The following is an 11,929-nucleotide window of genomic DNA, read 5'->3' on the forward strand; positions in this document are numbered from 1 at the left end:
CCGGCAGTGTCCACAGCAGAAATCAGTGAGGGGTCGCCGCAAGAGCGACGCACCCCGGATGCCCAGGCATTCATAGACATGCAAGCGAGTCCCGAATTCCAGGAACTCCGAACGCGTCTGCGCAAGTTCGTTTTCCCCATCACTGCATTCTTCCTGCTCTGGTATGCGGTGTACGTCGTCCTGGCTACCTATGCCCACGACTTCATGGCCACCAAGGTCCTCGGCAACATCAATCTCGGCATCATCCTCGGTCTCGGGCAATTCGTCACGACCTTCGCCATCACCGCGTGGTACGTGAAGTTCGCCGGTCGTGAGCTCGATCCCCGCTCCGCTGCCATCCGTGAAGAACTGGAAGGTCCCGCACAGTGATCACCACACTCGCCGCGTCCGGAACGGACGTAGGAAACCCCGCCTTCAACATCGCGATCTTCCTCGCGTTTGTCGTTGTGACCATGACGCTGGTCATCCGCGCCAGCCGGACCACCAAGAAGGCGTCCGACTTCTACACCGGCGGTGGACAGTTCACCGGCCCGCAGAACGGGTTCGCCATCGCCGGCGACTACCTCTCGGCGGCATCGTTCCTCGGTATCGCAGGTGCGATCGCCGTGTACGGCTACGACGGCTTCCTGTACTCCATCGGATTCCTTGTGGCCTGGTTGGTTGCATTGCTTCTGGTCGCCGAATTGCTCAGGAACACCGGCAGATTCACGATGGCAGACGTCCTGAGCTTCAGGCTCAAGCAGCGTCCGGTGCGCATGGCGGCAGCCCTGTCCACCCTGGCCGTTTCCCTCTTCTACCTTCTTGCCCAGATGGCCGGCGCCGGTGGACTTGTCGCCCTGCTGCTCAACATCGACGGCAAAGTGGGACAGTCGATCGTCGTCGCGATCGTGGGTGTGCTGATGATCGTGTACGTCTTGGTCGGCGGCATGAAGGGCACCACCTACGTACAGATGGTCAAGGCAGTTCTGCTGGTTGCCGGAGCCGGAATCATGTTCGTACTCGTTCTGTGGGCAGTGCGCGGCAACTTCTCTCAGTTGCTCGCCAATGCGCAGGACATGGTCAACAGTTCCACCACCAAGGGTGTGCAGGGACGAGACATCCTCGGACCCGGTGCCAAGTACGGTCTTTCCGGAATGACGAAGCTCGACTTCATCTCTCTCGGAATCGCTTTGGTGCTCGGCACTGCGGGCCTGCCGCACGTGCTGATGCGCTTCTACACGGTGCCCACTGCCAAGGAAGCTCGCCGCTCGGTGACCTGGGCGATCGCGCTCATCGGTGCCTTCTACCTGTTCACACTGGTTCTCGGCTACGGCGCGGCCAGCATGGTCGGACCGGACAAGATCTTGGCAGCACCCGGTAAAGAGAACGCGGCCGCTCCGTTGCTCGCCTTCGAGCTCGGTGGCACCATCTTCCTCGGCATCATCTCCGCGGTGGCGTTCGCGACCATCCTCGCCGTCGTTGCCGGTCTCGCGATCACTGCTTCGGCGTCGTTCGCTCACGACATCTACGCCAGTGTCATCAAGCGCGGCAACGCAACCGAGGAGCAGCAGGTTCGAGTTTCTCGAATCACCGTCGTGGTCATCGGACTCGTCTCCATCGTTCTCGGCATCATGGCGATGGGGCAGAACATCGCCTTCCTGGTGGCCCTCGCCTTCGCAGTGGCGGCCTCGGCGAACCTGCCCACCCTGCTGTACTCGCTGTTCTGGAAGAAGTTCAACACCACCGGTGCGCTCTTCAGCATCTACGGCGGTTTGGTCAGCTGCTTGACGCTGATCGTGTTCTCCCCGGCAGTGTCGGGCAAGCCGTCGTCGATGTTCCCGAACTCCGACTTCGCCTGGTTCCCGCTCTCGAACCCCGGCATCGTCTCGATTCCGCTGGCATTTGTCCTCGGCATCGTCGGTACGTACATCGGACGCAACAAGATCGAAGATCCGGCAAAGCAGGCGGAGATGGAAGTTCGCTCCCTCACCGGCGTCGGCGTCGAAAAGGCTGTCAGCCACTAAGAGGGGCAAAGCCCCGTGCGTCTTTCTGGTACCTCTGGTTACGGAAAAGGCGCACGGGGCTTATTGTTCTGCCATGGCAAAGCTCACAGTGAAAATCGACGTTCCGCTTCCTCCTCAAGAAGTGTGGGACAAGGCCTCCGATCTCAGCGGCTACGAAAACTGGCTCGTGGTTCACGACGGATGGCGCAGTGAACTTCCCGAGCAATTGGGTGTCGGCACCGAGATCAGCTCGGTCGTGACGGTGAAAGGCCTGCGCAACCGCGTTCGGTGGACCATCAAGAAGTACGACGTCCCGAAGGCGATCTCGCTCAAGGGAGACGGCAAGGGCGGGGTCAAGCTCGGTCTCGAACTCGATGTGAAGGCAAAGGGCGACGGATCGGAACTCGCGCTGACAGTCGAGTTGGGCGGCGCGCCATTGTTCGGCCCGATCGGTTCGAGTGTGGCGCGGGCGCTCAAAGGCGATGTGGAGAAGTCGCTGGCCCAGTTTGTCCAGATCTACACCTAGTTTGTAGAGATTTCCACATGGAGCTACTTCACCGCTAACATGAGTTAGGATTCTTTTCGGCGGGATAAACCGGGCATCGGTTGGTTATTGATTCGGGTCCCGCCGGAAAGGATTCGATCAATGTCGTCTCGTCATGGGTACGGCGCACCACCTGCGTCCATGCCTCGATCCGTGCAGGTTCTGATCGGACTCTTGGCGGTAGTTGCAGTCGGTGGAACCGCAGCATTTGCCGTGACGTTCAAAAGCGTCAGCGACAAGGGAGAACTCGGTGCGGGCGCCGCTGCAGCTGCGACGGCAACCAACTGTGACAACCCGGAAACCGTGACCGTGGCGGCCGATCCGTCGATCGCCTCGGGACTCGAAGCTGTCGCCGCTGCCATCCCCGCCGCGGATCTCGGATGCAGCTCGCTCAGCGTGACGCCGCAAGATCCCGTGCTCACCGTCGCGGCGATCGCAGACGGTACGGCGCCCGCACTGTGGATCCCTGATTCGAGCGAATGGCTGGACAAGGTTTCGGCAAGCGGGCAGGAGATTCGCCGGATCAGCAGCTCGGTCGCCTCCACCCCGGTTGTCGCCGTCTCCGCGCCGGATGCCGAGGCACCCGGCGCATGGACGGATGTCCTCGGCGCTCCATCGCTGCACATCGGCGATCCCCTGACCAGTGCTGTCTCCAGCGCGCCGATCGTGGCGGCCTTTGCCGAGACCCAGTCGCGGGGCGGGGACCTCACATCCATCTCGGCAGCCCTGGTGCCGGTGGCACAAGCGCAGTACGGAAATCTGAAGGAAACTGGTTCGACCGGGCGCATCCAAACCGTGGACGCGTCCGGCGGAACCGCGGTGACTACCGAGCAGACCTTCGAGGCTTATCTCGCCGCACATGCGGACAGTCGACTCACCGCGTCGGTACCGTCGTCCGGTTCGGTCTTCATGGACTACCCGATGGCAAGTGTGGGTGCAGACTCGTCGGCGGCGGACGACGCCGGCAAACTGCTGGCGGCAGCGCTGGCATCGGACACCGGGCGCTCCGTACTTGCCGGCCTCGGGTTCCGCGGCGCGGATCAGGCCCCACCGGTAGCCGGTGGAGTGGGAAAGGTTGGCTCGCTGGTGCCGTCCGATCCGTCTGTGGTCACCAAAGCGCTTGCGCGGTACGAGATTCTGTCCAGGCCTTCCCGCGCGCTGGCGGTTGTCGACGTCTCGGGGTCCATGGACTACATGCAGGACGGGGTCACTCGAATTACCGCGACGGCGCAGGCCGGTGACATCGCGATCCGAATGTTTCCTGCCAACGCACAATTGGGTCTCTGGGCGTTCTCCGTAGACCTCGGTGACGGGACGGACTACCGCGAACTCGAACCTGTCGCCCGTATGGATGCAACTGAAGGTGGCACGGATCATCGGAGCAAACTGCTGTCTCGGATCGACAACCTCTCTTCGATCGTCGGCGGCGGAACAGGTTTGTACGACAGCGTTCTCGCCGCGTATCGGTCCATGCAACAGTCCTACGATCCGGTCTCGATCAATTCGGTGATTCTGCTTACCGACGGTGCCAACGACGATCCGTCGGGTATCGCCCTGCAGGAACTTCTCGACACCCTGACTCGCGAGCAGGACCCAACGCGGCCGGTACCGATCATCACCATCGGTGTCACCGATGATGCCGATACCGATGTGCTCGAGCAGATTTCGACTCTCACCGGCGGTAACAGTCACTTCGCTCCGACACCGGCAGACATCCCGAAGGTCTTCGTCGGCGCGATCAGTGGGCGCGCCGACTGAACTACTCGAGAACGGGTGCGTCGGCGCTGTCGGTAATCCATTCGGTTGCGAGCTTCTCGAGGGTTCCGTCGGCGTAGAGCGCATCGACTGCCGCGGAGACGCACTCGGTCAGCGGACTGTTCTTCTCGAGCACCAAACCGAAGAATTCGGTGACTGCGTTGGGCCGCGGAAACTGACCCACGATGACCGACCCGGGCAGTTCGTTCTCGGTGATGTGAAATCCGGTCGGGATGTCGACGACCAATGCGTCGATCTCGCCCGCGGCCAGCGCAGCTTTCGCGTCGTCCGTGGTCGCGAACTCGCGTGGCGCAGTGGTCGGAACAATCGTGTCGGTGATCGCCGCGAGGCTGGTTGAACCGGTCTGAGCGCCCAAACGGTAGCCGGCCAGATCCGCAAGATTCTTTGCACCGGCGGCCTTGCTTCCGCGTGAGGCGATCACCGACTGCGCCACTGCGTAATACGGCGAGCTGAAGTCGACGTTCGCGCGGCGATCCCCGGAAATCGTGAACTGATTGACGTCGAAGTCGAAATCCTTGGGGCCTGGTTTCAATGCGTCGTTGAAGGCGACAGTGGTGAAGCGAACCTGGTCGGTGTTGTACCCGAGCTTGTCGACGACCGCCCGGGCCACCGCACCCTCGAGGCCTTTGCCGTTCGACGGATCGTTGTCGACGAACCACGGCGCGTACGCCGGTGAGTCAGTGGCGATGGTCAGGACACCGTCTTCGAGGGTGGTCCCGCTCTGGGGTCCGCACTTGTCCACTGCGGTGGTCGAGGGAAGTTTGGTGAACGCCTCGGGAACCGTGGTGGTGGTATCTGCTGCCGCAGGTGCCTCCGGCTGCGACGAACACGAGCCCAACAAGATCGAGGAAGCGAAGATCGCGGTTACGGCAACTGCGCGTCGTGTCATAGGCACTAGGCCATCTTGCCTGTTTGTCCGGTCTGGACGTGACGGGGGTCTCGTGTGAGCGGAGTTCACGCAGCTGAGCGTCGCAGTGCAAGGCGCTCCGACGGTGTCGTCCCACCCCAGACTCCGTGCGGTTCAGCGGTCTCGAGTGCAAAGGTCAGGCAGTCCCGAATGACCGGGCAGCGGAAGCACACCTGCTTCGCGGAACTCTCCCGTGCAGCCCGATTGCGTCCGCGCTCTTCACCCGGCGAATAGAACACCGCCGGGTCCACTGTTTTACAGGTGGCGAACATCCGCCAGTTGTTGTCCACCAACGGCTCCACGGAACTGCGAACTGTCATCGTGGTCTCCTCTCCCATCGAGAATCCAGTCTTGCCCGTGGCCTGGCACAGCGGCAGGTTTCCGATCCATCAGATTTCTACTGCCAGACGCAGCGCTATCCAGCACAATGAGGAGATGGCAACGACGGATCGGGGTCAGATCACTCTCGACGGCACAACCGTGTCCGTGACCAATCTGGGCAAGATCCTCTACCCCGAGAGCGGCACCACGAAGGCCGAAGTCATCGACTACTACACCCGTATCGCCGCAGTCATGCTTCCGCATGTCGTCGGTAGACCTGGTACTCGTAAGCGTTGGCCCAACGGTGTGGACGGTCAGTCCTTCTTCGAGAAGAACCTGGCGTCGTCTGCCCCGCAGTGGCTCACGCGTGCGGCGCTGCAGCATTCTGATCGCGTCGTCACTTACCCGATCTTCGATTCCGTTGCATCCCTGGCGTGGCTGGGGCAACAGGCGGCACTCGAATTACACGTTCCCCAATGGCGATTCGACGGTTCCGAGCGTGGTCCGGCGACACGACTGGTATTCGATCTCGACCCGGGCGAAGGCGTCGGATTGGCCGAGTGCGCCGAGGTGGCGAGGTCGATTCGAGATCTGGTCGCAACTCTGGGGTGGACTGCCTATCCGGTAACCAGTGGTAGCAAGGGAATCCACCTCTACGTACCACTGGATCGAGCCTTGGACGGCAGTGGTGCGTCGACTGTCGCCAAGCAGATCGCCACCGGGCTCGAGAAGCTTCACCCGGATCTCGTCACCGCGACGATGGCGCGAAATGTCCGGGCAGGCAAGATCTTCGTGGACTGGAGTCAGAACAACGCAGCCAAGACCACCATTGCGCCGTATTCGATGCGCGGTCGCGATCAACCCTATGTTGCCGCGCCGCGCAGTTGGGACGAACTCGACGATCCGAAACTGCGCCACCTGCTGTTCGACGAGGTTCTGGAGCGCGTCGAATCCGACGGTGATCTGCTGGGCGATCTGGATCCGCCGGTCTCGGCGGCTGTAGCCGATACGTTGGCGCACTATCGCAACAAGCGGTCGGCCGACCGGACACCGGAGCCGATCCCTGCTGCGGTGGCCAACGAGACAGCGGGCAATACCTTTGTTATTCAAGAACATCACGCCAGACAATTGCATTACGACGTTCGCCTCGAGCGGGATGGTGTGCTTGTGTCCTGGGCAGTCCCGAAGGGTGTGCCGACCAGTGCCGGAGAAAATCGGTTGGCCGTGCACACCGAAGATCATCCGCTCGAATACGCCACGTTCTCGGGCACGATTCCGAAGGGGGAGTACGGCGGCGGTTCGATGACGATCTGGGATTCCGGGACATACGAGACCGAGAAGTGGCGTGAAGACGAGGTGATCGTGCGCTTGAGTGGGGAGCGGGTGCAGGGACGCTTCGCGCTGATCCGGACAAAGGGTGATCAGTGGTTGATGCATCTGATGAAGGATCAGAATGCGAGTTTCGGAACGGAGTTTCCCAAGAATCTCGAGCCGATGCTTGCCACCGCTGGAACGCTCGAAGGTCTCGACCCGCAGGAGTGGGCCTTCGAAGGAAAGTGGGACGGGATTCGAGTGATTCTCGAATATCATTCGGGCACAATGTCGCTTCGCAGCCGCGCGGGTAACGACAAGACCCGGGACTATCCAGCCCTTGCCGGGTTGGCCGAGGTGCTGGACGGTCATGACGTGGTTCTCGACGGTGAGGTGGTGGCGTACAACGACGCGGGAGTTACAGATTTCGGCCTCCTCCAGCGAGGTGGGGAACCGGTGTTCCTGGCCTTCGATCTTCTGTACCTCGACGGAGTGTCTTTGCTGCGGAAGTCCTATTCGGATCGCCGCACCGTGTTGAATGCGTTGGCGGGCAAGGTCGGTGAGCTCGAGGTACCACCGCAGATCGAGGGCACGGCGGAGAACGCCTTGGAGGTGAGTACCGATGCCGGGTGGGAAGGGATTGTCGCCAAACGTCGTGCATCGGTCTACCTTCCAGGGCGGCGGGGGTCGAGTTGGATCAAGGTGAAGAACTGGCGCACCCAAGAGGTGGTGATCGGTGGGTGGCGCACCGGGCAGGGCAATCGAGCGCAGGGGATCGGGGCGCTGCTCATGGGAATTCCGGGTGAGGACGGATTGACCTACGTGGGGCGCGTCGGTACCGGCTTCAGTGATCGTGATTTGGAGTCACTGCTTGCGGTGCTGGAACCGTTGCGTCAGAAGGAAAGTCCGTTCGAGGAGGAACTTCCAGCAGATGACCGCAAGGGTGCGGTGTGGGTGAGGCCTGAACTAGTCGGTGAGGCGCGGTTCATGGATTGGACGGGGACCGGACGCCTTCGCCACCCGAGTTGGCGGGGTCTGCGGGAGGACAAGAAGCCGGGCGATGTCACAGGGCGAGAATAGGTTGCGTCGACGACGGCCCGGCTAGGTCTGATCCAGCATCGTGAGATAGGCATCGAGCTGAGCCGCGCCGGCGAGAAGGTTGCGACTGCGTGTGGTCAGCCGGTCTTGCCAGGATTCGAGGAACGCTGCCAATGAGTCCGCTCCGCCGGCCTCGCGCAGCGAATCGAGAAACTGGGCGACTTGCGACAGTCGGTAGCCGCCGCGCCGCAGCTGCCGCGCGATCTCGGCGTCGCGCACACACTCCGGACCGTATTCGCGATAACCCGTTGCTCGTTCGCGCTCGGGGTGCAGGATGCCGTGCTCTTCCCACGTGCGCAGTGTCGCCGGATGAACGCCGAGACGGCGCGCAAGCTCACCGACCGTCAGCGCTGGACCGTGGACCAGTGCCGGTGCCATGGTGGACAGAGTCCCCAGCGTTGCGGCTACCTCGGTGCGAGTTCCTCGCTCGGCGAGCAGTGTCACGTGTGCACTGTCGATCAGGCGGTAGGCGGACTCGGTGTCGCCCTGGTTGGTCGCACGCATGATTTCCGTGGCCCGCTGGTGGCCGTGACCGCCGCGCAATACGAGGAAAGTTCGCAGGGCCTGCGCGTGCACTGGGGTGTATCGCCGGTAGCCGGCGTTGCTGCGATCGGTCGGAGGAAGGACGCCGGCGTCGTCGTAATTGCGGATCGCCTGTGCGGACAACCCGTGTTCACGGGCAAGGTCGATGGGCCGCACTGATCACCTCCGATTGAGGCTTTTCACGGTATACCCCAGGTAATTGTTGTAAAAGTTTCACCCGAATCTTCAACGATACTGTCGAAGGCAGTCCACCTTCGAAAGGGATGATCATGTCCACTGCCCCAGCGCTGAGTGAGCTCGGCCGCCAACTCGAAGACGCGGCAAGTCTTGGTCGTGCCGTCGACGAAGTGCTCGCAGCACGAACCGAGGTGCCGGCTCTGCTCGCTCTCGGCGAGCCGACTCATGGGATCAAGGCTTTTCCGTTGCTGCGCAACGAACTTCTCGGCCAACTGGTCGAACGAGGATATCGGTCGATCGTGCTCGAAACAGATGTCTTTGCGGCATTGCTTGTCGACGAGTACGTGAACGGGGGAGAGGCGGACATCGAGAAGGTGCTCGCCACAGGCTTCAGCCACGGATTCGGTGCGGTACCGGGAAACCGCGAACTCGTCGAATGGCTACGCGAGTACAACGACGGCCGCGCTCCGGCTGACCGAGTTCGCTTCTACGGCTTCGACGCTCCGGTGGAGTACTCCGGTGCACCGAGCCCGCGCCGCGCACTGTCTGCGGCAGGTGACTTCCTGCCCGCCGCGTTGCGGCCACAATCTCTCGACGACGCCGACCTTTTACGGGTTCAGGACGCCGACTGGACCAACCCGGCGGCGATGTTCGATCCGGCTGCGTCCGTCGGCAACTCCGATCATGCTCGCGCTCTGCGCATCATTGCGGACGACCTCGGCAGCGTCCTGCGGCGCGCCGCACCAGTGCTGCGACCCGTCGACCCGGCCGGGTACGACCTGGCCCTTGCACATTCACGCACCGCTCTGGGGCTCTTGCGCTATCACTCCGCGATGGCGAGTTCCGCTCCTGATCGCATTGGAACACTGCTCAGTCTGCGTGCCGAGATGATGGCCGAGAACCTGCTGGCGGTCGTCGCCCAGGAGCAGCGACGCGGGCCTAGCCTGCTGTTCGCACACAATGCCCATCTCTTGCGAGTGCCGTCCGACATGCCGGTCAACGGCGACGTGGTCAGTTGGGGGAGCGCCGGCTCACTTGTCGGACTTGTCCTCGGGGAGCGTTACGTATTTTTGGCAACCGACGCCAACCCCGACAGTGATCCGGGCACTCTGCAGGGAGCGTTGGCCGATGCGACCGGTCGGCGTGCCCTGTTCTCGACTCCGGCCCTGCGAGCCGCGCTCGGCCCGTCGATCACCGCGGGAGAAGCGATCCTGCCAGGGCATCTGCCGCTGAAACCTTCGGAGTTGGACGGCGCCGACGCGGTCATCTTCGTCGCGGATACCGACGGGCAGCGTCATCAGTACTGGTAACAGCGTCAGGGGCAGAGCGCGTGCGAGAGTATCGCGACGGTGTCCGGCTGGTCCTTCGGCGTCGACGTCAGCGTCACGGTGAACGCACGATCCGGCGTCGCACCGGACAGCGTGTAGTACCCGTAGATCCCGCCACTGTGGCCGGTATAGGTGACGCCGCAGGGAAGTTCGGTGGCGCCGACGCCCATCCCGTACCCGAGCCCCTCGGCTTCGGTGGCGCCGACCTGAGGGGTGGTCATCTCGGCAAGCTGCTCGGCCGGCACCACCTGCCCGTCGAGTAGCGCGCGCCAGAAGGCGTTCAGGTCTGTGCCCGTCGAGACCATCGCTCCGGCAGACCAGGGGATCGACGGTTCCGTGCGGGAAACATCGGTCAGGCCACCATCGAGATCCTGATAGCCCGTCAGGTGATCGCCCCTGATGTCGCGCTCACCGGCCGCCGGGAGGTACGTGTCTTCCAGGTCCAGCGGGTCGAGTATCCGAGACTGAAGTTCGTCGGCGTAGCTGCGGCCGGTCACCGATTCGACGAGCATTCCGAGAACGATGTAGTTGGTGTTGGTGTAGACGAACGACGTTCCGGGGACGAATTGCGCCGGTTTGCCGAGGGCGATGGCGACCGCGGCGGACGGCGTCAGCGTTCGGTCCTCGTTTGCGGCAATCCATTCGTCGGCGCCGGGTTCTCCGGCGAACTCGGGTAGGCCGCTGCGATGTTGCAACAGTTGCCGCACGGTGATTGCGCTACCGTCTGTGCCACTGCCGTCCATGTCACTGCCGTCCATGTCACTGCCGTGCAGTAGGCCCGGGAGGTACTGCTCGATCGGTGCGTCGAGGTCGACCTTGCCTTCGGCCACCAACTGCAGGACGAGTGAAGCGGTGAATGTCTTTGTCACACTTCCGATCCGGACCCGATCATTCTTGCCGATCGAATCGCCGTTGGTCCGATTGGGTACGCCGCTGGTCATGACAGCCGTCGTGGTGCCGTCGTCGAGTGTTGCGATCGACCCGACGACACCCGACCTGGTGAGTCCGTCGAGATCCGATTGAATCTCCACTGCGCGCTGGAGCGTCGAGCAACCGATCAGCGCCGTGGTGGCTCCGATGATGACCGCGGCGACAAGGACGTATGAGCGCATGATTTCGAATCTAGGGATCCGCCGGCTCCGACGGATCCAGGAAATCCCCGATCATTCCCTGATCTTTGCCAGGCCGGGACGTAAGGCCTGTTTGTCGAAAACCGACAAATGGGATCAATGATTCCTGTCCGAACACCACGTCTACGCCGTTAACATCCGAACGAAGTGTTTGTTTTCACGTGTCTTACCAGTTCACGGCTATCGAGGTGCGCTGCCGCGCGCCGAAACGACTCCCACGAAGGACGGATGCATGAAGAAGTCGACACTCCGCACGGGAACGGTCGCTGCTCTGCTGACCGGAAGCGTCCTGTTGCTCTCCGCTGCCCCCGCCTCGGCCGACCCGGGGAGCCTCGGTAGCGGCGGCAGTAGCGGGAGCTCCGGCAGCCTGGGAAGCGCAGGAAGCATCAGCAGCGGATCAGCCGCCCTCCCCATTCCGAGTCCGGCAGGCCTGATCGCGCTGGCAGCAGCGAGCACTCAGACCGGAAAGCCCTACCAATGGGGCGGAGTCGGGCCGAACTCGTGGGACTGCTCCGGGCTGGTGCAATGGGCGTTTCGGCAGGCGGGAGTGAATCTGCCAAGGACCAGCCAACAGCAGGCCAACGTCGGACAGCCGGTTCCTCGGTGGGCCCTCGCGCCCGGCGATGTCATCACCTTCTACCCCGGTGCGACGCACGTCGGCATCTACGCCGGATTCGGAATGGTGTTCAACGCCTACGGAGTTGGTGTTCCGACCGGACTGACGCCGCTGGCGGATCTGCCGATCAACAACATCCGCAGGTTCTAGAACCTGCACAGAACCTTCACAAGTCCTCCCAGGTTCATCCACGAGG

11 protein-coding genes are annotated in these 11,929 nt (G+C 62.6%); 7 read left to right on the forward strand and 4 right to left on the reverse strand.

The annotated features are described in order from the left end of the window. The first annotated feature begins 6 nt into the window (after positions 1-6). The 4 genes from R4P70_RS07360 (at position 7) to R4P70_RS07375 (ending at position 4,284) form a co-directional block, all read left to right on the forward strand. A complete protein-coding gene (locus tag R4P70_RS07360; protein ID WP_003939976.1) occupies positions 7-369 on the forward strand; it encodes a DUF485 domain-containing protein in 363 nt (120 codons plus the stop codon). Beyond that, positions 366-2,003 carry a cation acetate symporter gene (locus R4P70_RS07365; protein WP_003939876.1) on the forward strand — a complete coding sequence of 546 codons (1,638 nt, stop codon included), beginning with the start codon at positions 366-368 and terminating at the stop codon, positions 2,001-2,003. Before R4P70_RS07360 ends, R4P70_RS07365 begins: the two co-directional genes overlap by 4 nt. Before the next feature lie 73 nt (positions 2,004-2,076). Further along, positions 2,077-2,508: an SRPBCC family protein gene (locus R4P70_RS07370; RefSeq protein WP_003939735.1), complete on the forward strand. Its 432-nt coding sequence runs from the start codon at positions 2,077-2,079 to the stop codon at positions 2,506-2,508. A gap of 120 nt (positions 2,509-2,628) precedes the next feature. Continuing rightward, positions 2,629-4,284: a substrate-binding domain-containing protein gene (locus R4P70_RS07375; protein WP_317830601.1), complete on the forward strand. Its 1,656-nt coding sequence runs from the start codon at positions 2,629-2,631 to the stop codon at positions 4,282-4,284. A 1-nt stretch (position 4,285) separates the two neighbouring features. On the opposite strand, the gene R4P70_RS07380 is transcribed toward R4P70_RS07375, so the two are convergent. Together R4P70_RS07380 and R4P70_RS07385 are read right to left on the reverse strand one after the other, a co-directional pair. Continuing rightward, positions 4,286-5,191, reverse strand: a complete 906-nt coding sequence (locus R4P70_RS07380) for a transporter substrate-binding domain-containing protein (protein WP_020970424.1) — start codon at positions 5,189-5,191, stop codon at positions 4,286-4,288. A gap of 65 nt (positions 5,192-5,256) precedes the next feature. Next, positions 5,257-5,529, reverse strand: a complete 273-nt coding sequence (locus tag R4P70_RS07385; RefSeq protein WP_019744832.1) for a WhiB family transcriptional regulator — start codon at positions 5,527-5,529, stop codon at positions 5,257-5,259. 115 nt (positions 5,530-5,644) lie between these two features. Between R4P70_RS07385 and R4P70_RS07390 the strand changes: the two genes are divergently transcribed. Continuing rightward, positions 5,645-7,921 (forward strand): ATP-dependent DNA ligase, encoded by a 2,277-nt coding sequence (locus R4P70_RS07390; protein ID WP_317830602.1) that lies wholly within the window; start codon positions 5,645-5,647, stop codon positions 7,919-7,921. A 21-nt stretch (positions 7,922-7,942) separates the two neighbouring features. Here the strand turns inward: R4P70_RS07390 and R4P70_RS07395 are convergent, their stop codons facing one another. After that, the gene (locus R4P70_RS07395; protein ID WP_020908712.1) at positions 7,943-8,638 is read right to left on the reverse strand and encodes a TioE family transcriptional regulator; all 696 of its coding nucleotides are present in this window, start codon (positions 8,636-8,638) and stop codon (positions 7,943-7,945) included. A gap of 107 nt (positions 8,639-8,745) precedes the next feature. Between R4P70_RS07395 and R4P70_RS07400 the strand changes: the two genes are divergently transcribed. Further along, positions 8,746-9,969, forward strand: a complete 1,224-nt coding sequence (locus tag R4P70_RS07400) for an erythromycin esterase family protein (protein WP_317830603.1) — start codon at positions 8,746-8,748, stop codon at positions 9,967-9,969. 5 nt (positions 9,970-9,974) lie between these two features. Here R4P70_RS07400 and R4P70_RS07405 read toward each other — a convergent pair whose 3' ends face one another. Then, positions 9,975-11,099: a serine hydrolase domain-containing protein gene (locus R4P70_RS07405; protein WP_317830604.1), complete on the reverse strand. Its 1,125-nt coding sequence runs from the start codon at positions 11,097-11,099 to the stop codon at positions 9,975-9,977. A 250-nt stretch (positions 11,100-11,349) separates the two neighbouring features. On the opposite strand from R4P70_RS07405, the gene R4P70_RS07410 reads away from it, so the two are divergent. Beyond that, entirely contained in the window at positions 11,350-11,883 is a 534-nt protein-coding gene (locus R4P70_RS07410) for an NlpC/P60 family protein (protein WP_029255974.1), read from the forward strand. Positions 11,884-11,929 lie beyond the last annotated feature (46 nt).

The sequence above is a fragment of the Rhodococcus sp. IEGM 1241 genome, assembly GCF_033142365.1.
GTDB lineage: Bacteria > Actinomycetota > Actinomycetes > Mycobacteriales > Mycobacteriaceae > Rhodococcus_F > Rhodococcus_F erythropolis.